This window comes from Achromobacter sp., assembly GCF_050285585.1.
Taxonomy (GTDB): Bacteria; Pseudomonadota; Gammaproteobacteria; order Burkholderiales; family Burkholderiaceae_B; genus Achromobacter.
Genome location: NZ_JBLZXF010000004.1, coordinates 118,134 through 140,634, shown reverse-complemented (window position 1 = coordinate 140,634; position 22,501 = coordinate 118,134). Strand labels below are relative to the sequence as shown.

Annotated in this window: 24 protein-coding genes; 8 read left to right on the top strand and 16 right to left on the bottom strand. The window is 67.0% G+C overall.

Annotated elements, in window-relative coordinates; all coding sequences use genetic code 11:
* Positions 1 to 210: 210 nt before the first annotated feature.
* The 5 genes from ACN6PJ_RS08240 to nhaA form a co-directional block, all read right to left on the bottom strand.
* Positions 211 to 972, bottom strand: a complete 762-nt coding sequence (locus ACN6PJ_RS08240) for a uracil-DNA glycosylase (protein WP_427995383.1) — start codon at positions 970 to 972, stop codon at positions 211 to 213.
* A 46-nt stretch (positions 973 to 1,018) separates the two neighbouring features.
* Entirely contained in the window at positions 1,019 to 1,681 is a 663-nt protein-coding gene (tenA, locus tag ACN6PJ_RS08235; protein ID WP_427995382.1) for a thiaminase II, read from the bottom strand.
* A gap of 93 nt (positions 1,682 to 1,774) precedes the next feature.
* Complete coding sequence (locus tag ACN6PJ_RS08230) at positions 1,775 to 2,563, bottom strand: 3-hydroxybutyrate dehydrogenase (protein WP_427995381.1); 789 nt, start codon at positions 2,561 to 2,563, stop codon at positions 1,775 to 1,777.
* A 126-nt stretch (positions 2,564 to 2,689) separates the two neighbouring features.
* Complete coding sequence (locus ACN6PJ_RS08225; RefSeq protein WP_427995380.1) at positions 2,690 to 3,079, bottom strand: DUF488 domain-containing protein; 390 nt, start codon at positions 3,077 to 3,079, stop codon at positions 2,690 to 2,692.
* A 58-nt stretch (positions 3,080 to 3,137) separates the two neighbouring features.
* Positions 3,138 to 4,349 carry a Na+/H+ antiporter NhaA gene (gene nhaA / locus ACN6PJ_RS08220; protein ID WP_427995378.1) on the bottom strand — a complete coding sequence of 404 codons (1,212 nt, stop codon included), beginning with the start codon at positions 4,347 to 4,349 and terminating at the stop codon, positions 3,138 to 3,140.
* A 148-nt stretch (positions 4,350 to 4,497) separates the two neighbouring features.
* Between nhaA and ACN6PJ_RS08215 the strand changes: the two genes are divergently transcribed.
* Positions 4,498 to 4,881: a hydrogenase gene (locus ACN6PJ_RS08215; RefSeq protein WP_427995377.1), complete on the top strand. Its 384-nt coding sequence runs from the start codon at positions 4,498 to 4,500 to the stop codon at positions 4,879 to 4,881.
* Positions 4,875 to 6,029 (top strand): glycosyltransferase, encoded by a 1,155-nt coding sequence (locus tag ACN6PJ_RS08210; protein ID WP_427995376.1) that lies wholly within the window; start codon positions 4,875 to 4,877, stop codon positions 6,027 to 6,029. The genes ACN6PJ_RS08215 and ACN6PJ_RS08210 overlap by 7 nt, the downstream gene beginning before the upstream one ends.
* 22 nt (positions 6,030 to 6,051) lie before the next feature.
* Here ACN6PJ_RS08210 and ACN6PJ_RS08205 read toward each other — a convergent pair whose 3' ends face one another.
* From ACN6PJ_RS08205 to ACN6PJ_RS08190, 4 genes are all read right to left on the bottom strand, one after another.
* Positions 6,052 to 6,516 (bottom strand): HIT family protein, encoded by a 465-nt coding sequence (locus ACN6PJ_RS08205; protein ID WP_427995375.1) that lies wholly within the window; start codon positions 6,514 to 6,516, stop codon positions 6,052 to 6,054.
* Positions 6,513 to 6,962 (bottom strand): N-acetyltransferase family protein, encoded by a 450-nt coding sequence (locus tag ACN6PJ_RS08200; protein ID WP_427995374.1) that lies wholly within the window; start codon positions 6,960 to 6,962, stop codon positions 6,513 to 6,515. Before ACN6PJ_RS08200 ends, ACN6PJ_RS08205 begins: the two co-directional genes overlap by 4 nt.
* Positions 6,963 to 6,986: 24 nt before the next feature.
* A complete protein-coding gene (gene pap, locus ACN6PJ_RS08195) occupies positions 6,987 to 8,453 on the bottom strand; it encodes a polyphosphate:AMP phosphotransferase (RefSeq protein WP_427995373.1) in 1,467 nt (488 codons plus the stop codon).
* Between the two features lie 128 nt (positions 8,454 to 8,581).
* Positions 8,582 to 9,445: an MBL fold metallo-hydrolase gene (locus ACN6PJ_RS08190; RefSeq protein WP_427995372.1), complete on the bottom strand. Its 864-nt coding sequence runs from the start codon at positions 9,443 to 9,445 to the stop codon at positions 8,582 to 8,584.
* 123 nt (positions 9,446 to 9,568) lie between these two features.
* On the opposite strand from ACN6PJ_RS08190, the gene ACN6PJ_RS08185 reads away from it, so the two are divergent.
* Genes ACN6PJ_RS08185 through ACN6PJ_RS08165 form a run of 5 tightly spaced genes read left to right on the top strand, consistent with a single transcriptional unit; the run spans position 9,569 to position 12,849 of the window.
* On the top strand, positions 9,569 to 9,904 hold the full coding sequence (locus ACN6PJ_RS08185; RefSeq protein ID WP_062683320.1) for an ArsR/SmtB family transcription factor: 336 nt from the start codon (positions 9,569 to 9,571) through the stop codon (positions 9,902 to 9,904).
* Complete coding sequence (locus ACN6PJ_RS08180; RefSeq protein ID WP_427995371.1) at positions 9,901 to 10,338, top strand: YeeE/YedE family protein; 438 nt, start codon at positions 9,901 to 9,903, stop codon at positions 10,336 to 10,338. The genes ACN6PJ_RS08185 and ACN6PJ_RS08180 overlap by 4 nt, the downstream gene beginning before the upstream one ends.
* Entirely contained in the window at positions 10,335 to 10,754 is a 420-nt protein-coding gene (locus ACN6PJ_RS08175; RefSeq protein ID WP_427995370.1) for a DUF6691 family protein, read from the top strand. The genes ACN6PJ_RS08180 and ACN6PJ_RS08175 overlap by 4 nt, the downstream gene beginning before the upstream one ends.
* 18 nt (positions 10,755 to 10,772) lie before the next feature.
* The gene (locus tag ACN6PJ_RS08170; protein WP_427995369.1) at positions 10,773 to 12,008 is read left to right on the top strand and encodes an NAD(P)/FAD-dependent oxidoreductase; all 1,236 of its coding nucleotides are present in this window, start codon (positions 10,773 to 10,775) and stop codon (positions 12,006 to 12,008) included.
* Positions 12,009 to 12,018: 10 nt separating this feature from the next.
* Positions 12,019 to 12,849 (top strand): sulfite exporter TauE/SafE family protein, encoded by an 831-nt coding sequence (locus tag ACN6PJ_RS08165; RefSeq protein WP_427995368.1) that lies wholly within the window; start codon positions 12,019 to 12,021, stop codon positions 12,847 to 12,849.
* A 19-nt stretch (positions 12,850 to 12,868) separates the two neighbouring features.
* Here the strand turns inward: ACN6PJ_RS08165 and ACN6PJ_RS08160 are convergent, their stop codons facing one another.
* The 7 genes from ACN6PJ_RS08160 to ACN6PJ_RS08130 form a co-directional block, all read right to left on the bottom strand.
* On the bottom strand, positions 12,869 to 14,137 hold the full coding sequence (locus tag ACN6PJ_RS08160) for a phenylacetate--CoA ligase family protein (RefSeq protein WP_427995367.1): 1,269 nt from the start codon (positions 14,135 to 14,137) through the stop codon (positions 12,869 to 12,871).
* A gap of 82 nt (positions 14,138 to 14,219) precedes the next feature.
* Positions 14,220 to 15,059, bottom strand: coding sequence for an ABC transporter ATP-binding protein (locus ACN6PJ_RS08155; protein WP_427995366.1), 840 nt, complete (start codon positions 15,057 to 15,059; stop codon positions 14,220 to 14,222).
* A 187-nt stretch (positions 15,060 to 15,246) separates the two neighbouring features.
* Complete coding sequence (locus ACN6PJ_RS08150; protein ID WP_427995365.1) at positions 15,247 to 16,584, bottom strand: ABC transporter substrate-binding protein; 1,338 nt, start codon at positions 16,582 to 16,584, stop codon at positions 15,247 to 15,249.
* 167 nt (positions 16,585 to 16,751) lie between these two features.
* Positions 16,752 to 17,816, bottom strand: coding sequence for a branched-chain amino acid ABC transporter permease (locus ACN6PJ_RS08145; protein ID WP_427995364.1), 1,065 nt, complete (start codon positions 17,814 to 17,816; stop codon positions 16,752 to 16,754).
* A 26-nt stretch (positions 17,817 to 17,842) separates the two neighbouring features.
* On the bottom strand, positions 17,843 to 18,772 hold the full coding sequence (locus tag ACN6PJ_RS08140; protein WP_427995363.1) for a branched-chain amino acid ABC transporter permease: 930 nt from the start codon (positions 18,770 to 18,772) through the stop codon (positions 17,843 to 17,845).
* A gap of 11 nt (positions 18,773 to 18,783) precedes the next feature.
* Positions 18,784 to 19,581 (bottom strand): ABC transporter ATP-binding protein, encoded by a 798-nt coding sequence (locus tag ACN6PJ_RS08135; protein ID WP_427995362.1) that lies wholly within the window; start codon positions 19,579 to 19,581, stop codon positions 18,784 to 18,786.
* Positions 19,582 to 19,586: 5 nt separating this feature from the next.
* Positions 19,587 to 21,563: an AMP-dependent synthetase/ligase gene (locus tag ACN6PJ_RS08130; protein ID WP_427995361.1), complete on the bottom strand. Its 1,977-nt coding sequence runs from the start codon at positions 21,561 to 21,563 to the stop codon at positions 19,587 to 19,589.
* A gap of 169 nt (positions 21,564 to 21,732) precedes the next feature.
* Between ACN6PJ_RS08130 and ACN6PJ_RS08125 the strand changes: the two genes are divergently transcribed.
* On the top strand, positions 21,733 to 22,443 hold the full coding sequence (locus tag ACN6PJ_RS08125; protein WP_427995360.1) for a Crp/Fnr family transcriptional regulator: 711 nt from the start codon (positions 21,733 to 21,735) through the stop codon (positions 22,441 to 22,443).
* The last annotated feature ends 58 nt before the right edge of the window (positions 22,444 to 22,501 follow it).

Sequence of the window (22,501 nt, the reverse complement as noted above, 5' to 3'; positions counted from 1 at the left end):
TCCAGGCGACGGTTGATGGAGCATCGTGCCGACCGGATCAACCATGCGCGTGGCGCGTTCTCGGGTGGAGATTGGAACGCAGGGCGAAAGGAAAGGGGTCAGGAATCGATGATGGTTCGGCAGGGGCCGGGGCTGTTTGCCCGGCGGACTGCGAAAACTTCCGCTAAATCAAGGCGGTAAATGCCGAACTCGTTTTGTGCAGTGCGGCGATCATAACCTGAATTCGCCTTGCATGGGAATTGTTTTTTTGTCCAGCCCCCAATCAATAGGGTTTTTCCCTTGGTCGGCCAGCCATTCGTTGGTGGCCAGGAAGTGGCCGCAGCCCAGGAACGGCGCGGGGGGCCTCCTCGCGGAAAGCGGTGACGGGTGATTGGACATCAGAACCAGGTGTCCGCTGTTGTCAGGCAGCAACAGACGCTTGGCCTGGGCATGCGCGCCCCAGAGCATGAATACCTTGGGGGACGGGTCGCGCGCGACCAGCGAGATCAGCGCGTCGGTCACCGTTTCCCAGCCTCGCTTCGCATGCGAGGCCGGCTGGCCGTCTTCCACCGTCAACGCGGTGTTCAGCAGCAGCACGCCCTGGTCGGCCCAGTGGCTCAGGTCATTGCCGGCGGGGACGGGCGCGCCCGGATATTCCCGGGCGATTTCGTTGAAGATATTGCGCAGGCTGGGAGGCCGCCTGCAATCGTCCGGGACCGAGAACGCCAGGCCCTGGGCCTGGCCCGGACCATGATAGGGATCCTGTCCCAGGATCACGACCCGCACGTCCGATGGCGCCAGCCCGTGCAGGGCCCGGAAGGGGGTGGCCGGATAGATGGTCGCGCCTTCGCCCAGGCGTTTTTCGATGTGGGCGGTCACGGCGGCCAGGGCGTCGGCCACGGGCCGGTCGGCGAATGCCGCCTGCCAGGCGGCGGGAAGTTCGGCCGTCTGGGCGGCGAGGGCGTGGGGAGTCAGGCGGTTGTCGATCGGCATGGGCCGGATTTTGGCACACGGCGCGGACTCCGCCGCGCCCCGGGGCTCAGACCGGCCAGCCGGCCTGTCGATAGGCCGAGTCCCAGAACATCCATTCCAGCTGAGCCGCATGGGTGTAGGCCTGGTGCATCGCCTCGCGCGTTTCCGCCGAGGCGGCTTCCGCGGCGCGGTCCACCGTGGCGATGACGGCTCGCACCAGCGCATGGAACTCCTCGCCCGCATAGGCGTCGATCCAGGCGGCGTAGGGATTGGGTTTCGCGGCGCGCGCCTGGATGTCGCGGCCGATCTCGGCGTAGATCCAGAAGCAGGGCAGCAAGGCGGCGAGCGCCACCGGGTACGGGGCGCTCCAGGCGGTGGCGATCAGGAAGCTGGTGTAGTGGTGGCTGGCCGGCGACAGCGGCGTGGCTTCGAAGGTGGCCGAGTCGATGCCGAACTGCTTCATGAACCCGGCATGCAGGCTGCGCTCGACGATGACCGCGCCCTTGGCGGCATCCGCGAACTGCACGACGCCGTCGGCATGGTCGGCCTTGGCCGCGGCGATGGCCAGGGCGCGTCCGAACGCGACCAGATAGTGCGCGTCCTGGATCATGTAGTGGCGGAACGCATTCTCATCGAGCTGGCCGCTGGCCAGTTCCTGGTTGAACGGCATGGCGCGCGTTTTTTCGTAGAACGCGATATTGCGCGCCCAGGCGTCGGAGCTGAAAGACATGGGATTTCCTCGAGGCAGGCCTACCGGCGCGCTGGGATGCGCGCCGGCCCTAGGGTACCAAAGACCGCTCGGAAACTGCCCGCGCCCGGCGCCCTACTGCATGTACCAGCCGTGGCTCACCACGAACGACTGGCCCGTGAGCGCGGCGCTGGGGAAGGCTGCCAGGAACAGAGCGGTCTGCGCCACGTCCTCGACGGTGGTGAACACGCCGTCCACCGTATCGCCCAGCATGACCTTCTTGACCACCTCTTCCTCGCTGATGCCCAGTTCTTTCGCCTGTTCCGGAATCTGCTTCTCCACCAGGGGCGTGCGCACGAAGCCCGGGCAGATCACGTGCGAGCGCACGTTGTGGGCCGCGCCTTCCTTGGCCAGCACGCGGGCCAGGCCGAGCAGCGCGTGCTTGGCGGCGACGTAGGCGGACTTGAGCGGCGACGCTTCGTGCGAATGGACCGAGCCCATGTAGATGACGACGCCGCCCCGGTTGCCCTTGTACATATGTTTGAGCGCGGCCTTGGTGGTGAGGAAGGCGCCGTCGACGTGGATGGCCTGCATCTTCTTCCAGTCGGAATAGGCGAAGTTTTCGATCGGGTTCACGATCTGTATCCCGGCGTTCGAGACCAGGATGTCCACGCTGCCAAAGGCCGCGGCCACGCGGTCGATTCCCTGGTTCACGGCTTCTTCGCTGGTGACGTCCATGGCGACGCCCATGGCCTTGCCGCCGGCCTGTTCGATCTCTTTGGCGACGGCCTCGGCGCCCGCCTGGTTCAGGTCGGCGATCGCGACGGCGGCGCCCGCGCGCGCGAGCGTCAGCGCGATTTCCTTGCCGATGCCGCTGGCGGCGCCGGTGACGACGGCGACTTTTCCATTCAGGTCATGCTGCATGCTGGTACCTCCGGGTTGGGATTGGCCGTGGGCCGGTCGGGGCCGCATCGCCCACGGGTGCAGGGAGCATGGTTCGATGGTAGCGCTTCAGCATGAGAGCCGGCTGAACGCGGGCGGCAGGCGGCCTCAGCCGGCGCGCTTGCCGTGGCGGCGGGCGTAATCGAGCAGGGCGTCGCGCAGCACGACCGCCTGGTTGTGTTCGGTGTCGTGGGCGCCGTAAAGCAGGGTCAACGGCTTTTTCCCGGCGGCTTCCAGCAGGGCGGCCATGCGCTCCTGCTGTTCCGGCGCAGCCAGCTCCGCCCGGTACTTGCGGCGGAAGTCCTCCCAGCGTTCCTCGACGTGGTTGAACCATTTGCGCAGTTCGGCGGTGGGCGCGAGGTCGCGGGCCCATTCGTCCAGCCCCAGATCGGCCCGGCGCAGGCCGCGCGGCCAGACGCGGTCCACCAGCGCCCGGTAACTGCCTTCCGGGCCGGTGCCCTCGTAGACGCGCTGCATATTGATGACGGGCGGTTTCATGGCGGCTCCTCGGAGGCGTGGTGGCTGACCCCGCCTACTTTAGCGCCGGCCGCACCCTTTATGGCATTTCGGGGCGCGCGCCGCTGGCGCGCAGCAGCGCGAACCCGGCGACGGCAGAGGCAAGCGATCCGGTCAGGACGCCGATCTTGGTGGCGTCCACGTCGGCAGGGTCGGTGAAGGCCAGGGCGCCGATGAACAGGCTCATCGTGAATCCGATGCCGCACAGCAGCGCAACGCCGTACAGCTGAGTGAAGGAGGCATGCCGCGGCAGGCTGGCGATGCCGCTCTTGATGGCCAGCCAGGCAAAGCCGAACACGCCCAGCTGCTTGCCCAGGAACAGGCCCAGGGCCACGCCCAGCGGCACGGGCTGAGCCAGGGTGGCCAGCCCCAGCCCGGCGAAGGACACGCCCGCGTTGGCAAAGCCGAATACCGGCACGATCAACAGGGCGACCGGCTTGTGCAGGGCATGCTCCAGCGCGTGCAACGGCGAGTGCGCCGCGGGATGCCCCTGGTTCTGCGGACGCAATGGAATGGCCAGCGCCAGCGCCACCCCGGCCAGCGTGGCGTGCACGCCGGACTTGAGGACGAAATACCAGAGCACGGCGCCGATCAGCAGATACGGTGCAAGCCGCAGCACCCCCGCCCGGTTGAGGCAGAACAGGCAGGCCAGCAGGGCGCCCGCCATGCCCAGGGCGAACGTGTTGAGCGTCGAGGTATAGAACAGCGCGATGATCACGATGGCGCCCAGGTCATCCAGGATCGCCAGCGCCGTCAGGAAGATCTTCAGCGACGTCGGCACGCGGCTGCCCAGCAGCGCCAGGATGCCCAGGGCGAACGCGATGTCCGTCGCGGCGGGAATCGCCCAGCCGCGCAGCGTGTCGGGGCTGCCGGCATTGACCAGCACGTAGATGAGGGCGGGCACCGCCATGCCGCCCAGCGCCGCGATGCCCGGCAGGACGATGCGGCCGGCGCCGCGCAGCTGGCCGTCCAGCACCTCGCGTTTGATTTCCAGCCCGACCAGCAGGAAAAACACGGCCATCAGGCCGTCGTTGATCCAATGCAGCACGCTTTCCTTGAGCACGACGGGCCCCGCCTGGAAACCGAGCTTGGTTTCGAGCGCGCCGAAGTAATAGGGAGCGGCGGGGCTGTTGGCGACCGCCAGGGCGATCAGCGCGGCCAGCATGAGCACGTAGCCGCCGAGCGCTTCGGATCGCAGGAAAGACTGGAGGAAAGAGGGGGAGTTGGCTCGGGACGACGCCGGGGCGGTCACTGTTAGAACTTCCTTGGATACAGATTACGAGGTGGCCGACACAAAGCTGAATTTTAACTGAATATCCATCGTGAGGCTTTTACGGCGGCGCTTCCTTACCAGACCGATTCCCGTGCCGCAGGCGGACCGCTTTCTTTAGATTCCGGAAATGCCTCTACTCCCCATCGCGGTACTGACCTATACCTCCGCCAAGCCGGGCGCGGAGAGTCGCCTGGTGCACACCGGCGATACGTTGGCCGCTCCCGGCCCCGCCCCGCACGGTACCTACCGGATCCAGCGCTTGGAGCCGAGCGCGCAATTGCTGGCGTGGGCCCGCGAGGGCGCGCAGTTCGACCTGTCGCGCACCGGGGCCGCGCGCGTCTGGTCCGGCGGCGCGCTCCTGGCTTCCGAATGCGCGCTTGACTGCGCGGGCTCGGGCGTGGCGGCGCTGGGCGAGCAGGACGTCGCCTACCTGGAGGCCTATCTGTTCTCGCAGGGCCGGCCTTGGAGCGATTCCGCCCTCATGGAAGGCGAGCCGTCCCCCTCATGCTGAGCCTCGGTGAAACACGGGGCGGCCGGGCACGGCCCGCGCGCCTACGCATCCTGCATACGGAGGCCGCCACCTCGTTCGGGGGGCAGGAGTTCTGCATCTACAAAGAGATGGTCGCCATGCGCGAGCGCGGCCATCATCTCGAGGCGCTGTGCCAGCCCCGGGCGGAGTTGGGCGAGCGGCTGCGGGAGGCGGGTTTCGCGGTGCATCTGTTTCCCATGGATGGCCCGCGCAATTTCATCCGCGGGGTGACGTTCGTGCGCCGCCTGCTGCGCCGCGGGCGCTTCGACGTGGTCAACACCCACAGCCGGCGCGATACCGTGCTGGCCGCGATGGCGGCCCGCCTGGCCGGCACGCCGCTCATCGTGCGCACGCGGCATCTGGCCAAGCCCATCAATTCCCTCTATGCCTACACCTGGCTGGCGCACCGCGTGATCGCCGTCAGCGCCTATGTGCGCGCGCAACTGCTGGAGGGCGGCGCGCCGCCCGAGTCCGTTGCCACCATCCATTCACCGGTGGTGCTGCCCCAGGCGCGCGAGGGCGTCTGCGTGCGGCGCGAGCTCGGCCTGCCCGGAGCCGCCCTGGTGGTGGGCTGCGTGGCCATCATGCGCCCGGAAAAGGGGCACGGCGACCTGATCGATGCCTTCCATCGCATCTCCGCCGCATTTCCCCAGGCGCATCTGGTGCTGGTGGGCGACGGCATGCCGCTGTTCGAGCGCCTGCGGGCGCAGGCGGCTGGGCTGGGGTTGGCGGACCGGGTGCATTTCGCCGGGCGCCGCCACGACATCGGCGACGTCCTGGCGGCGTTCGACGTATTCGCGCTGCCCACCCATCGGGAAGCCCTGGGCACGGTCTTCGTCGAGGCCGCGGCGATGGGGCTGCCGGTCATCGGCACGAACGTGGGCGGCGTGCCGGAAACCATGAGGGCCGACGTGACCGGACTACTGGTGCCGCCCAAGGATCCCGCCGCCCTTGCGGCCGCGCTGGAGCGCCTGTTGGCCGATCCGGCGCTGCGCCGGCGCATGGGCGACGCGGGCCGGCGCCTGATCCGGGGCCAGGGCCTGTTCTCGGCAGGGCGCGCGGCAAACCAGGTGGAGCAGGCCTACCTCCGTTGGCTCGAAGAATTGCGCGCGAAGGGCGCCGCCGGCTGATGCCGCGGCCCCGCGCCGATGCTCAATGCCAGAGCAGGGCGTTCATGGCTTCGACCAGCCGGTTGCGGTAGCGCGGCAGCTGGGCTTCGACGCCCGCCCGCCGTTCCTTCCATTCCTGGGATTCCGCGCCGGCGGGCACCCTCGGCGGCGCCCAGATCGGATCGGGGAAATGGCGGTCGCCGCGCCAGCGCGGGATCACGTGCCAATGCAGGTGCGGCACCATGTTGCCCAGCGAGGCCAGGTTGATCTTGTCGGGCGCCAGGATCGATTGCTGCGTCTCTTCCACGACGTACACGGCCCGCATCAGCAGGTCGCGTCCATGCGTGGACAGGCTGGTCATTTCGGCCAGGTGGCCGTTCCAGATCACGCGGGTGAAGCCGGGGTAATCGGCGTCGGCCACTTCGATGATGCGCAGGTGTGGCCCTCTCCAGAGCAGCGCGCCGCCGTCTTCCTGGCACAGGGGGCAGTTGGGGTCGCGCGCGCTCACGGCATCACCTTGCGGTACTGGATGAAACCGGACCGGTCGGCGATGCGGTCGTACAGCTGGATGGCGGTGGCGTTGGTCTCGTGGGTGAGCCAGTACACGCGCGCGCAATTGGCCGCGGCGGCTTGCGCGTAGACGTGTTCGATCAGCTTGCGGCCGGCGCCGGTGCCGCGCACGTCCGGGGCCACGTACAGATCCTGCAGATAACAGTAGTCGCCGGCAGTCCAGGTGGAGCGGTGGAAGATCCAGTGCACCAGACCGATGGCCCGGCCGCTGTCATAGGCCAGCGCGGCATGCATGGGCTGCGCGCCGTCCAGGAACCGCGCCCAGGTGTTGCGGGTGACGGCGTCGTCGATGTCGACGCGGTAGAAGTCCTGGTAGCCTTTCCATAGCGGCAGCCAGGAATCGAAGTCGGCGGCGACGATGGGACGGATTTCAGCGGTACTCATGGCTTGCGGTCTCCCCGGAGCGGTTCAATGTAGGTCTTCCATGGCTTCGACGATGTGTCGCAGCACTTGCAGTCGAGCGTAACGCTTGTCGTTGGCCGACACCAGATGCCAGGGCGCGTGGGCGACGTCGGTCCGGGCCAGCATTTCGTTGGCCGCCGCGGCGTAGTCTTTCCATTTGTCGCGGTTGCGCCAGTCCTCGGCCGTGATCTTGAAGTTCTTGAACGGCGATTTCTCGCGTTCCTTGAAGCGTTCCAGCTGCACGTCCGGCGTGACGGCCAGCCAGAACTTCAACACTAGCGCTCCGCTGGCGGCCAGTTGTTCCTCGAAGTCGTTGATTTCGGCGTAGGCCCGGCGCCAATTGGCCGGCGAGGCCAGCTTTTCGACCCGCTCGACCAGCACGCGGCCGTACCAGGAGCGGTCGAAGATGGCGATGCGGCCATGACGCGGCACCTGGCGCCAGAAGCGCCACAGGTAGGGCCTTGCCAGCGCCTCGCTGTTGGGCGCGGCCACGGGAGTGATGTCGAACTGGCGGGCGTCCAGCGCGTGCGTGACGCGCCGGATGGCGCCACCCTTGCCGGCCGCGTCCTGGCCTTCGAATACCAGCACCAGCGCACGCTCCTGGAATTTCCGGGAGCGCGCGGCGCGCGCCAGCCGGCCTTGCAGCAAGCCCAGCTCGGATTCGTAGTCGTCCTTGTCGACCTTGGCGTCGTAGTCCAGCTGCCCCAGGCGATCGACCACCCGCGTGGGCCGTGAGTGCGCCACGAACGACGGCGGGATGCGGGGCACGCCATGCTGGCGCATGGCGGCCAGCACCGCTTCGGCGGTGCGGACCGCCCGCAAGTTCTCGTCGGCGCTGGGGATCACGACCCAGGGCGCATGGCCGCAATCCGTGCGGTTCAGCACCGACTGCCCCGCGTTGCGGATGCGGTCGTATTTCTTGTGGACCTTCAGATCGATGGGGCTGACCTGCCAGGAGGTTTCCGGACTGGCCAGCAGGCGCTTGGCGCGGGCTTTCTGGGCCTCGGCCGAGAGGTGGAACCAGAGCTTGACGATCTGCACGCCTTCGGCCGCCAGCATCGCTTCGAAGCGATGGATCGTGGCGGCCTGCGCTTCTATGCTTTCATGGTTGGGCTTCTTGCGCGTGGCTTCGAGGATCAGCGGCGCGTACCAGGAACCGAACACGATGCCGGTGCTGCCCTTGGGCGGCAGGTCGTTCCAGTATCGCCACAGCGGCGGGCGCTCCAGGTCTTCGCCTTCGCGCGGGCCGTAAGCGAGCGTCTTGATGTGGCGCGGGTCCATCCACTCATTGAGCAGGTTCACCGTGGCGCCCTTGCCGGCGCCGTCGATCCCCGCCACGACGATCAGCAGCGTTTTTTCCGCCTTGGCAAGGCGCTGGTACTGCGCGTTCAGCAAGGCGACGCGCAGCCGCGCCTCCAGGGGCTTGAATTCTTCCTTGGACAGGCTGGGGTCGGCTTCGGCTTCGGCGAACATGTGAGGATCCGTCTGGTCGGCAATGTTGCGATCGGACGATCTTCCGGGATAAGTCCGGGGCACGCAAGCCCGGGGCATGCAAGCCCGCGGCGCGTCTAGCGGTCGCGCGCCTGACGGCGGCGCGGGAATTACAACGCGTCGACGGGTATCTTCAGGTAGCGCACGCCATTGTCTTCGGGCGGCGGGAAGTGGCCGGCGCGGATGTTCACCTGGATGGCGGGCAGGATGAGGGTGGGCATGGAGAGCGTGGCGTCGCGCCGGGTGCGCATGTCGACGAACTCGTCTTCGCCCACGCCATCGCGCACATGGATGTTGGCGCGGCGCTGTTCGGCCACGGTGGTCTGCCAGGATGCGTCGCGGCTGGCGGGAGGGTAGTCGTGGCACATGAACAGCCGGGTATCGGCGGGCAGGCTCAGCAGGCGCTGGATCGACCGGTAGAGCTGGTGGGCGTCGCCGCCGGGGAAGTCGCAACGCGCCGTGCCCACGTCGGGCATGAACAGGGTGTCGCCCACGAAGGCGGCATCGCCGATCAGGTAGGCCATGTCGGCGGGCGTGTGTCCCGGCACATGGATGGCCCGCGCCGTCAGCCCGCCGATGCGGAAGGTTTCGCCGTCGGCGAACAGGTGGCCGAATTGGGACCCGTCCAGCTGGAACTCCGGCTCGAGGTTGAAGATCTTCTTGAATACGCCCTGCACGGTCTGGATGCTCTGGCCGATGGCGATGACGCCGCCCAGCTGCCGCTGGAGGTAGGGCGCGGCCGAGAGATGGTCGGCGTGCGCGTGCGTTTCCAACAGCCATTCCGTCTTCAGGCCGTGCTCGCGCACGTAGTCGGCCACGCGGTCCGCGCTGGCGGTGCTGGTGCGGCCGGACTTGGGATCGTAGTCCAGGACCGAATCGATGATGGCGCAGGCGCCACCCGGCGCCGGCTCATGGACGACGTAGGTGATGGTGGCGGTGACGGGATCGAAAAAACCTTGGATCTGCGGGGGCATGGACGCTCGCCTGGCAGCGTATCGCTGCGCATCAAAACAATATATATATTTCAATAATATTGTTGAATATTCTATTGGTCAATATAATGATCAAACCCTCCTAGGCCGATTGATGCTCATCAAATGAACGAAGTCCTGACCGAGTGCGAAGTCGCCGTCCTGCGCGAATCCGCCTCCCAGGCCTGCGCCCTGCTCAAGGCGCTGGCCAACGAAGACCGCCTGCTGCTGCTGTGCCAACTGGTCCAGAACGAACGCAACGTGGGCGAACTCGAAGCGCTGACCGGCATCCGCCAGCCAACGCTGTCCCAGCAACTGGGGGTGCTGCGCGACGAAGGGCTGGTGGCGACGCGGCGCGAAGGCAAGTACGTTTACTACCAGATGGCCAGTTTCGAGGTCAGCCAGGTCATGAAGACGTTATCGAGTCTGTACTGCGGCCGGGCCATGGAGTCACTCAAGTGAACCTGGACTGGTCCGCCTTCACGCCCGCGTCGTCGGCCCTGGGCGGCCTGCTTATCGGCGCGGCCGCCGTGCTGATGATGGCCGGCGCGGGCCGCATCGCGGGCATCAGCGGCATCGTGGGCGGCCTGTGGCCGCCCCAGGGCGGCAGCTCCTGGCGGCTCGCCTTCCTGCTGGGCCTGTTCGCCTCTCCCTGGCTGTATCGCATCGGCGCCACGCTGCCCGCCGTCGCGGTCGAGGCCGGCACGGCCCGCTTGGTCGTCGCGGGGTTGCTGGTGGGCATCGGCACGCGCTACGCGTCGGGCTGCACCAGCGGCCATGGCGTCTGCGGCGTGTCGCGGGGGTCGCCCCGTTCGCTGGCCGCAACCGCGCTGTTCATGGCGGCGGGTTTCGGCGTCGTCTACGTCATGCGCCATCTGGCGGGAGGCGGATCATGACCGCATTGTTCGCCTTCGTGTCGGGCCTGGCCTTCGGGCTGGGGCTGATCGTGTCCGGCATGGCCAATCCCGCCAAGGTGCTGGGCTTCCTGGACCTTGCGGGCTCCTGGGATCCGTCGCTGGCCTTCGTGATGGGCGGTGCGGTGCTGGTCACCGCGGCAGGCTTTTCCGTGTTGCGCCGCCGCCGCGCCAGCCTGTCGGGCGAACCCTTGCACTGGCCCACCGCGACCCGCATCGACGCGCGCCTGGCGCTCGGCAGCCTGGCGTTCGGCGCGGGTTGGGGGCTGGCCGGGTTCTGCCCGGGCCCGGCCCTGGTCGCGGCGTCGGCCGGGGTGCCCCAGGCTCTGGTGTTCGTGGCCGCCATGCTTGCCGGCATGGCGATATTTTCAATCCTGGAAAAAATCAAAAGCCGGTAGACCGGCTCGGAGACAAGCATGCCCATGGCACAAGGCCAGCGCGATTTCGACGTGGTCGTGGTGGGCGGCGGGGCGGCAGGCATCGGCGTGACCGCCAGCCTGTTGCGCCGGCGGCCGGACCTGCGCATCGCGGTGGTCGAACCCAGCGACAAGCATTACTACCAACCCGCCTGGACCCTGGTGGGCGGCGGCGCCTTCGACGTCTCCAAGACGGTGCGCCCGACCCGCGCCGTCATGCCGGCGCGCGCCACCTGGCTGCAGGCCGCGGCGGCGGGTTTCGAACCCGAGGCCGACCGCGTCCTGCTGGAAGACGGCCGGGCCGTGACCTATCAGCAACTGATCGTCAGTCCCGGGCTGCGCCTGGCGTGGGAACAGGTCGACGGGCTGGCCGAGACGCTGGGCCGGCAGGGCGTCACGTCCAACTACCGCTACGATCTGGCGCCCTATACCTGGGAGCTGGCACGGGGGCTGAAGGGGGGGCGGGCGCTGTTCACGCAGCCCGCCATGCCCATCAAATGCGCCGGCGCGCCGCAGAAGGCGATGTACCTGGCTTGCGATCACTGGCGGCGCGCGGGCGTGCTGGACCGCATCGACGTGGAGTTCGACCTGGCCGGCGCGGTGCTTTTCGGGGTGCCGGCCTTCGTGCCGCCGCTGATGCGCTACGTGGAGCGCTACGGCATCGGGCTGGCCTTCAATTCGTCGCTGGTTGCCGTGGACGGCGCGGCGCGCAAGGCCTGGTTCGACGTGAAGGACGCCGACGGCGCCGTGGCGCGCGTGGAGAAATCCTTCGATATGCTGCACGCGGTGCCGCCGCAGGTTCCCCATGCCTTCCTGAAGAACAGTCCGCTGGCGGATGCCGCGGGCTGGTGCGAGGTGGATCCCGCCACCCTGCGCCACGTCCGCCATGGCAACGTCTTCGGTTTGGGCGACGGCATCAGCACCCCCAACGCCAAGACCGCCGCCGCGGCGCGCAAGCAGATCGTCACGGTGGCCGAAAACCTGCTGGCGCTGCGCGAAGGGCATGCCATGCCGGTGACCTACGATGGTTATGGCTCCTGCCCGCTGACTGTCGAGCGCGGCCGCATCGTGCTGGCCGAATTCGGCTACGGCGGCAAGCTGCTGCCGACTTTTCCGCTGGATCCGACCGTGCCGCGCAAGAGCGCCTGGTTCCTCAAGGCCAGGATGCTGCCGTGGATCTACTGGAACGGCATGCTCAAGGGCCGGGAGTGGCTCGCTCGTCCCCTGGGCAATTGAGCGCGCCGGCATGATCGCTACCGTATGGGCGGCCAGCCTGGCGCTGGGAGGATGCGTCGGCCTGATTCTCGGGTTGACGGGCGCGGGCGGCGCCATCATGGCCGTCCCTTTGCTGGTCTTCGGCCTGCATCTGCAGGTGGCGCAGGCCGCGCCCATCGCCTTGCTGGCGGTGGGGCTGTCCGCCGCGCTGGGGGCCGTGCTGGGGCTGCGCAAGGGTCAGGTGCGCTATCGGGCGGCCGGATTCATGGCCATCACCGGCATCATCGTGTCGCCGCTGGGGCTGTGGGCCGCGCGGCGGGTGCCCAACGCGCCCCTCGCCATCATCTTCGCCTGCGTGCTGGGCATGGTGGCGTGGCGGATGTGGACGCAAGGCGCCCGGCCGGTCGCTGCCGCCTCGGACGCGCCGCGCATGCCGCCCTGCCGGCTCAATGCGGGCACCGGCCGGCTGCGGTGGACGGCGCCTTGCGCCCGAGCGTTGACGGGCACGGGAGTGATCGCGGGCTTGCTGTCGGGGCTGCTGGGCGTGGGCGGCGGCTTCGTCATCGTTCCCGCGCTGCGCCGCGCCACCGATCTGCCGATGCAGGCCATCGTGGGCACGTCGCTGGCCGTGATCGCGCTGGTGTCGGCCAGCGGCGTGGCGGCCGCGGCGGCGGGCGGGCACCTGGACTGGGGCATTGCGGCGCCTTTCACGGCCGCCGCCGTGCTGGGCATGCTGGCGGGGCGCGGGGTCGCCGACCGTTTTCCTCCCAGGCGCCTGCAGCAGAGCTTCGCGCTATTCGCGGGGGCGGTCGCGGTGGCAATGCTCGCCAAAGGGGCGATGGCGCTGATCGGGGCCGCGTGAATCCGCGCCGCCGCGTCGTTCACTCGTAGGTGCGCACGTCGTCGATGACCTTGCCGTCGTTCGGCAGGCCGCCGGCTTCCACCCACTCCACGTCGCTGCGCAGTTTGGTCACGTCGCGCACCGATTCCGCGATGCGCTGGCCGAGCTCGACGCTGGGCGCCTGCGCTTCCACCTTGAGCACCATGCGGTCCGATCCGGTATTGCCGCTGATCACCAGCCGGGCGCGGAGGATCTCGGGGTGGCGGCGAGCCACGTCCGCGACCTGCGACGGATGCACGAACATGCCTCGCACCTTGGTGGTCTGGTCGGCGCGGCCCATCCAGCCCTTGATGCGGGTATTGGTGCGTCCGCAGGGCGAGAGGCCGGGCATGACGGCCGACAGGTCGCCGGTGCCGAAGCGCACCAGCGGATAGTCCGGATTCAGTGTGGTGACCACGACTTCGCCGACTTCCCCGTCCGGCACCGGTACGCCCGTGCCCGGACGCACGATTTCGACGATGATGTCTTCGCCCAGCACCAGGCCTTCGCGGGCGGGCGTTTCGAAGGCCACCATGCCGAGGTCGGCGCTGCCGTATGCCTGGTAGCCTTCGATGCCGCGCGCGGCAAGCCAGTCGCGCAGGGACGGCGGGAAGGCCTCGCCGGAGACCAGCGCGCGGCGCAGCGAATCCAGCTTGACGCCCAATTCGTCGGCTTTTTCCAGGATGATCTTGAGGAAGCTGGGCGTGCCCGTGTAGCCGCTGGGCGCGAGATCCTGGATGGCCCGCACCTGCTGCTCGGTCTGTCCGGTGCCCCCGGGAAACACGGTGCAGCCCACGGCGTGCGCCGCGGTTTCCATCATGGAGCCGGCAGGCGTGAAGTGATAGGAAAAGCAGTTGTAGGCCAGCTCGCCGGCGCGGAATCCGGCCGCATGCAGGGCGCGGGCGAAGCGCCAGTAGTCGGCGCGCCCGCTCTCCGGTTCGTAGATGGGGCCGGGCGATGCGAAGACGCGCATCGCTTCGCCCCAGCCGATGGCGGAGAAGCCGCCGAATGCCTTGCGCGGCCCCGCGGGCGCCGACGCGTCGTCGCGGCTGTGCTGCTGCCGCTCCAGCAACTCGTGCTTGCGCAGCACGGGCAGCCGCGCCAGGGCCGCGCGCGACGTGATGGTCGCGGGGTCGATGCCGCGCAACTGCTCGGCGATGGCCGGCGCCCGGGCAATGGCCCGGGCGATCGCGCCGGGCAGGGCGGCCATCAGGTCGCGCTCGCGCTGCTCGGGCGCGCGGGTTTCCAGAACATCGAAAAACTCGGACATGGGATCGCACCCTCTCGTGTGCCGTACTGCGGTGTCGTTGCCGGCGGCGGGCCGGACCGCGCCGGCATCGCCGCTCCAGGAATCAGGCCAGCCAGCGTTTGCGGCGGCGGTAGAACTTGTTGTCGCGGAAACTCTTGCGTTCGCCGCTGGAGATGCCCAGGTAGAACTCCTTCACGTCCTCGTTCTCGGCGAGGTCCGAGGCCGCGCCGTCCATCATCACCCGCCCGTTCTCCAGGATGTAGCCGTAATCGGCATAGCGCAGCGCGATGTTGGTGTTCTGCTCGGCGAGCAGGAAGCTGACGCGCTCGCGCTGGTTCAGGTCGCGCACGATCTCGAAGATTTCTTCGACGATCTGCGGCGCAAGCCCCATGGACGGCTCGTCCAGCAGGATCATGTTGGGATCGGCCATCAGCGCGCGGCCGATGGCGGTCATTTGCTGTTCGCCGCCGGAGGTATAGCCCGCCTGGCTGGCGCGGCGCTGCTTCAGGCGCGGAAAATACTGGTAGACCCGGTCCAGCGCCGCCGTCGTGTCGCCGCGGCTCATGCTGCGCGTGTAGGCGCCGGTCAGCAGGTTTTCCTCGATGGTCAGGTGCGCGAAGCAATGGCGGCCTTCCATCACCTGGACCACTCCGCGCTTGACCAGTTCTGCCGGCGACAGCTTTTCGATGCGCTGGTCGCGATACTGGATATAGCCCTTGGTGACGTCGCCGCGCTCGCCCTTGAGCAGGTTCGAGATGGCGCGCAATGTCGTGGTCTTGCCTGCGCCGTTGGCGCCCAGCAGGGCCACGATCCGGCCTTCCGGCACTTGCAGGGACACGCCCTTGAGCACGAGGATCACATGGTTGTAGATCACCTCGATGCCATTCACGTCGAGCAGGACCTTTGGGGTGTCTGTCGGGGCAGCAATAGTGGCGTCGTTCATAAAGGTTCCTGCGGCGTGGCAGCTGCCTGTCCCAAGGGACGGCAGCGGTTCGTATCAACATCCTCTGCATCTGCGGCGCCCGCGCCGCATGCAGCTGGCGCGGCTAAAGCGGGGCCGCAGCGGAGCCGGCTTTGCCGGTCCGCGCGCGGCGCCCCCTTGGGGGGAGGCACCGCAGGTGCTTCGGGGGTTACTCACACTTTCGAGGCGTGATGTTCTTTTCCTTGGCGTACTTGGCCGCGGCTTCCTTGACCATGGGATCGAGGATGGCGGAATCGGCCTGGTACCAGTCGGACACGACCTTGAACTTCGAGCCGTCCCACTGCACGATGCGGGCCCAGTCATCGCCCTTGTGATTGCCGCAGGAGGTCTTGACCGGGCGCATGATCTGGCCAAAGCCCAGCTTGTCCAGCTTCTCCTGGGTCAGGTTCAGGTTCTCGAAGCCCCAGCGCACCTGCTCCGGCGTCAGCGCCTTGCCCTTGCCGTACTTCTCCTGGGCGGTGCGGATCGCCTCCACCTGCAGCATGGAGATCATCATGCCGCGCGTGTGGGCGATGGTGCCCAGCGTGGTGTTGCCGGTCTTGTCCGAGCCCTGGCCCTTGTCGTAGACGAACTTCTTCAGGTCGTCGTAGACCTTGTCGTGGTTGGCGCCGCTGTTGTGGATGGTGATGGCGTTGTAGCCCTTGGCGACGTCGCCCAGGTCCTTCACGTCGCCTTCGGAGCCGGCCCACCAGATGGCGTACATCTTGTCGCGCGGATAGCCGCTGGCCTGCGCCTCGCGGATGGCGGTGGGCGTCATGATGCCCGCGCTCCACAGCAGCACATAGGCCGGGCGCGCCTGGCGGATCTGCAGCCAGGTGGACTTCTGCTCGACGCCGGGAGCGGTGACGGGATAGAGCAGCAGTTCGAAGCCTTCCTTGGCCGCGCGCTTCTGCAGGAGCGGGATGGGTTCCTTGCCGTAGGGCGAGTCATGGTAGACCAGGGCGATCTTCTTGCCCTTGAGCTTGTCCATGCCGCCTTCCTTCTTGGCGATGTCCTGGATCATCACGTCGGCCGCGGTCCAGTACGTGCCCAGCAGCGGGAAGTTCCATTCGAACACGCTGCCGTCGACCGACTGCGACAGGCCGTAGCCCATCGTTTCGACCGGCACTTTGTCGACCATGGCCTTATCGCTGACGGCGAAGGTGATGCCGGTGGACTGCGTGTCGAAGCCCGAAGCGCCGGTGCCCTTGCCCTTCAGGCGTTCATAGCATTCCACCCCGCGGTCGGTGGCGTAGGCCGTTTCGCATTCCTCGTACGTGATCTTGACGCCGTTGACGCCGCCATCGCGTTCGTTGACCAGCTTCAGGTAGTCCAGCTTGCCGTCGGCCCAGGGAATGCCCAGGGGGGCGAAGGATCCGGTGCGATACACCAGCAACGGAACGAACTGCTCTTCGGCCGCCATCGCCGGCGTGGCCGCGGCGCCGACGGCGCCTGCTGCGGCCACCAGGGCTGCCGCCAACTTCAGGTTAAGACGCTTCATCTCCATTTACCTCCTGCGTGGTGTTTGGGTCCATAAACCCTGGGACACCGGGATTGGCCCGGTCTTGAGCCGGGTATTCAGGATGCCTGGCGCGGCGCTCATGCCGCCGCGCCAGGCGATGTTCAATACAGAAGCAATGCAACGCCGTACAGCACATGTTCCAGCAACCCCGCTCAATGCGGGAAGGGCCAGATGCGAAGTTTCTCCTTGCCGATGCTCCACAACCGCGCCAGCCCGTGCGGCTCGACGATCAGGAAAAAGACGATCAGCGCGCCGAACACCATGTGCTCGACGTGCGCGGCGGTGTCCACCGACAGCGACAGGCCCAGCATGTGCGGCACGTTGGTCAGCGCCACGGGCACCAGCACGATGAACGCCGCGCCGAAGAAGCTGCCGATGATCGATCCCAGCCCGCCGATGATCACCATGAACAGCAGCTGGAAGGAACGCCCCAGGTCGAAGGCCAGCGGCTCCCAGGAGCCCAGGTGGATGTAGCCCCACAGGGCGCCCGCCACCCCGACGATGAACGAGCTGACCGCGAAGGCCGTGAGCTTGGCGTACATGGGGCGGATGCCGATCACGGAGGCCGCCACGTCCATGTCGCGTATGGCCATCCACTGGCGGCCGATGGCGCCGCGCACCAGGTTCTTGGCCAGGAGGCTGAATACCACCACCAGGATCAGCACGAACAGGTACTTCTCCATGGCGCTCTGGACGGGCAGGCCGAACGCGGTCAGCGGCGGCACCGACACGTTGCCGGACGAGGAGTAGTTCGTGAAGAACGGAATGCGCAGGAACGCCCAATCCACGAAGAACTGCGCGGCCAGCGTGGCCACCGCCAGGTACAGGCCCCGGATGCGCAGGCTGGGTATGCCGAATATCACGCCGACGATCGTGGCGAAAAAACCTCCCAGCAGGATCTGGACGATCAATGGCATGCCGGGGAAGCGCACGCCGAAATTCCACGCCGCATAGGCGCCGACGGCCATGAAGGCGCCCGTGCCCAGCGAGATCTGCCCGCAATAGCCCACCAGGATGTTCAGGCCCACGGCGGCCAGCGCCAGGATCAGGAACGGGATCAGGATGGCCCGCAGCAGGTAGTCGCTGGCCAGCGCCGGAATGGCGACGAACGCGACCGCCAGCAGCAGCCAGATGAAGATGCGGTCCTGGCGGATCGGAAAGATCTGCTGGTCGGCGCGATAGGTGGTCTTGAATTGGCCGTTTTCGCGATAGAACATTTTCTTATCCTAGAGGTCCTGTCCGCCTAGACGCGATCGATGATCTTCTCGCCGAACAGCCCTTGCGGGCGGAACAGCAGGAACACCAGCGCCAGCACATAGGCGAACCAGATTTCGATACCGCCGCCCACGAGCGACCCCAGGTAGACCTCGGACAGCTTTTCCCCGACGCCGATGATCAGGCCGCCCAGGATGGCGCCAGGAACCGAGGTCAGGCCGCCCAGAATCACCACCGGAAGCGCCCGCAGCGCCGCGGTGGAGAGCGTGAACTGCACGCCGAACTTGGATCCCCAGATAATGCCGGCCACCAGCGCCACCAGGCCCGCCACGCTCCACACGATCACCCAGATACGGTTGAGCGGGATGCCGATGGATTGCGCGGCCTGGTGGTCGTCGGCCACCGCGCGCAGCGCGCGGCCGGTCGAGGTGTACTGGAAGAAGATGGCCAGCGCCGCCACCAGCAGGGCGGCGATGACGGCGGCGGTCAGGTCCTCCAGATTGATCAGGAGCCCGCCCTCGAAGACGGACTCCAGGATCATCATGGGATCCTTGGGCATGCCCACGTTGATGGAGTACACCGAGCTGCCGAAGGTGATCTGGCCCAGGCCATCGAGGAAGTAGCTGATGCCCAGCGTAGCCATCAGCAAGGTGGTGGCTTCCTGGTTGACCAGGTGGCGCAGCACGAAGCGCTCGATGGCGACAGCCAGCAGGAACATCACGGCCGCGCTGACGATGAACGCCAGCACATTGGCCAGGATCATGTTGTCGAAGCCGAGCCAGCGCGGCAGCCATTCCGAGAAGCGCGCCATGGAAAGCGCGGCCACCAGCACCATCGCGCCCTGCGCGAAGTTGAAGACGCCCGATGCCTTGAAGATCAGCACGAAGCCCAGTCCGATGAGGGCGTACAGCATGCCGCTCATCAGGCCGCCGAATAAGGTCTCTAGAAAAAATCCCATGTCTGTCCGCCTTAGTGCGACACGCCTAGATAGGCTTTTACGACGTCTTCATTCGCGCGGACTTCGTCCGGCTTGCCGTCGCCGATCTTCTTGCCGTAGTCCAGCACCACGACGCGGTCGGAGATATCCATGACCACGCCCATGTCGTGCTCGATCAGCACGATGGTGGTTCCGAATTCGTCATTCACGTCCAGGATGAAGCGGCTCATGTCCTGCTTTTCCTCGATGTTCATGCCGGCCATCGGCTCGTCCAGCAGCAGCAGGCGCGGCTCCATCGCCAGCGCCCGGCCCAGGTCGACGCGCTTCTGCAATCCATAGGGCAGGCGGCCCACCGGTGTCTTGCGATGCGCCTGGATTTCCAGGAAGTCGATGATGTTCTCGACGAACTCGCGGTGCTGGATCTCTTCGCGCTCGGCGCGGCCCATCCGGAACGCCTGCGACAGCAGCCCGCATTTCATGCGCAGGTTGCGGCCGGTCATGATGTTGTCCAGCACGCTCATGCCCTTGAACAGCGCCAGGTTCTGGAACGTGCGCGCGATGCCCATCTCCGCGGCGCGGCGGGGGTTCATGCGCGAGAAGTGCTCGCCCCGGAAGGCGATGGCGCCTTCCTGGGGCGTGTAGACCCCATTGATGACGTTGAGCATCGAGCTCTTGCCCGCGCCGTTGGGACCGATGATGGCGCGGATTTCGTGTTCGCGCACGTTGAAGGAGATGTCCGTCAGCGCTTTCACGCCGCCGAAGGACAGGGAAATGTTCTGCATGTCCAGCATGACGTCGCCGATGCGCTGGTCGCGGTCGTTGTGGCTCATGATCTCTACGCGGCTTTGGCGGTGATGGCGGGAAACGTCTTGACCGGGCGGATCTTCAGGTCCGCCGAGATCTTGCCGGTGCGTCCGTCTTCGAATTTCACTTCGGTCTCGATGAACTGCGATTGCTTTCCGCCGTAGAGGGCGTCGATGAGCACGCCGTATTTCTGCGCGATGAAGGCGCGGCGCACCTTGCGCGTGCGGGTCAGCTCGTCGTCGTCGGGATCGAGTTCCTTGTGCAGGATGAGGAAGCGGCTGATCTGCGAGGCCGACAGCTTGGGGTCGGTGGCCAGGTCGGCGTTGACCTGCTCCACGCATTCCGCGATCAGCTGGTAGACCTCGTCCTTGGAGGCCAGGTCGGTATAGCCCGCGTAGGGCATGCCGCGGCGCTCGGCCCAGTTGCCGACCGCTTCCAGGTCGATGTTGATGAAGGCGCACACGTCGTCCCGGTTGGCGCCGAAAGCGACCGCTTCCTTGATGTGCTGGAAGAACTTGAGCTTGTTCTCGATGTACTTCGGCGCGAACAGGCTGCCGTTGGCGAGCTTGCCCACGTCCTTGGCGCGGTCGATGATCTTCAGCTGGCCGTCGGTGTCGAGATAGCCCGCGTCCCCCGTATGGAACCAGCCATCGGCGCTGCGCGCCTCGGCTGTCGCTTCGGGGTTGCGGTAGTACTCCTTGAAGAGGCCGGGGCTCTTGACCAGGATTTCCCCGTTGTCGGCCACGCGGATTTCCACGCCTTCGACGGGCGGGCCCACGGTGTCGTCGCGCACCTGGCCGTCCGGCTGCACGCAGACGAACACCGAGGTTTCGGTGGAACCATAGAGCTGCTTCAGGTTGATGCCGATCGAGCGGTAGAACACGAACAGGTCGGGCCCGATGGCTTCGCCCGCCGTATACGCCACGCGCACGCGGCTCATGCCCAGCGCATTGCGCAGCGGACCATAGATCAGCGCGTTGCCCAGCGCATAGCGCAGGCGGTCCCAGGCGCCGACGGGTTCGCCGTCCAGGATGCGGGTGCCGACGCGGCGCGCCAGCTTCATGCAGCGCGCGAAGAGTTTGCGCTTGATGAAGCCGGCGTCTTCCATGCGGATCATCACGTGGGTCAGCAGGCCTTCCAGCACGCGTGGCGGCGCGAAGTAATAGGTGGGGCCGATGTCGCGCATATCGATCGCCACGGTGTCGGGCGATTCGGGATGGTTGACGGTGAAGCCGGTGACCAGCAGCTGCGTGTACGAAAACATGTTCTGTCCGATCCACGCGGGCGGCAGGTAGGCCAGCACGTCTTCCTGGTCGGTCAGCTTTTCCAGTTCGGACACGGCGCGCGCGCGGTCGATCAGCGCATGGTGCGTCAGCACGACGCCCTTGGGCTTGCCGGTCGTTCCAGAGGTGTAGAACATGGCGGCCGGGTCATGAGGCTGGACGGCGGCGATGGCGCCATCCAGGAAGCCGGGATGCTGCGCGGCATACTCGGCGCCCAGCGCTTCCAGCTTTTCATAGGACAGCAGCATCGCGTCGGTGTAGTGGCGCAGGCCGCGGGGATCGTCGAACACCACGCGCTTCAGGGCGGGGCACTGTCCGCGGATCTCGAGCATCTTGTCGACCTGCTCCTGGTCCTCGACGATGGCCACGCTGATCTCGGCATCCTGCAGCACGTAGACCATTTCCTGGGCGACGGCGTCCTGGTAGAGCGGCACGGGAATCGCGCCCAGCGATTGCGCGGCCATCATGGCCATGTACAGGCGCGGACGGTTTTCGCCGACGACGGCCACGTGCATGCCGGGCTGGATGCCAAGCGCGGCGAGGCCGTGGGCGACGTGGCGGACATGTTCCGCCACTTCGGACCACGTAAGGGTTTGCCAGATCCCCAGATCTTTCTCGCGTATCGCGGGCCGCGACCCACGAACCTTGGCATGCGTGAACAGCAGCGCCGGAAAGGTATCCGACGCCGCCGGCATCCGTGCGGATGCGGGCGGTGTATGTGCCACGTTGTCTCCTCCGGTTTGGGCGCATCGGGCCAGGAGTCCGCGCGGGCGGCGATGGCGATGAGGTGCTTGACCAGTTGGTTTTAGATTTACGGCAGGAGTTAAGGTATAAGGTTGGGTTGCTACCAACTGTCACCATCGCGACATTCAAGGACCTTTTAGGGTATTCCCGATGCAGCTATCCGATTCCCTGCAACTTGCCGCGGCCTGGTTTCGCGTGCTCGACCGCGAACAGCAAGCGCGCGTCGAGCGGGACCTGACCGTGCAGCAGGTTGCCGCCGGGTCGATCATAGAGCGCAAAGGCGAACTCGCACAGGCTTGGATCGGGGTGCTGGCCGGGCTCGTCAAGGTGTCCGTGGGCAATGCCGAAGGCAAGGTGGCGTCGCTGACGGGCGTTCCCGCCGGCGGATGGATCGGCGAAGGGTCGCTGCTCAAGCGCGAGGTCCGCAAATACGACATCGTTGCATTGCGGGATTCGGTAGTGGCGCGGCTGCCTGGCGCCACTTTCGACTGGCTGCTGGACACCAGCATTCCGTTCAACCGCTATCTGCTGCACCAATTGAACGAGCGCGTCGCGCAGTTCATCGGCAAGGCGGAGTACGACCGCCTGCTGGATCCGGACGCCCGCGTGGCCCGCTGCCTGGCCGAGCTGTTCAACCCTTTGCTGTATCCTGGCATGGGGATGCGGCTGACGATTACCCAGGAAGAGGTAGGCTATCTGGCCCGGGTGTCGCGCCAGCGCGCCAATCAGGCGCTGCGCAAGCTGGAGGAAGCGGGGTTGCTGAACGTGGAGTACGGCGCGGTCCGCGTGCTGGACCTGGACGGGCTGAAGCAATACGGCTCGGACCGCGGCGCGGCGGAAGCGGAGCAGGCGCCCTCCTAGGGAGGGCGGCCCCAGAAAAAGCTCGAAAAAAAAACTTGACGATAAATAGTGCGCTATT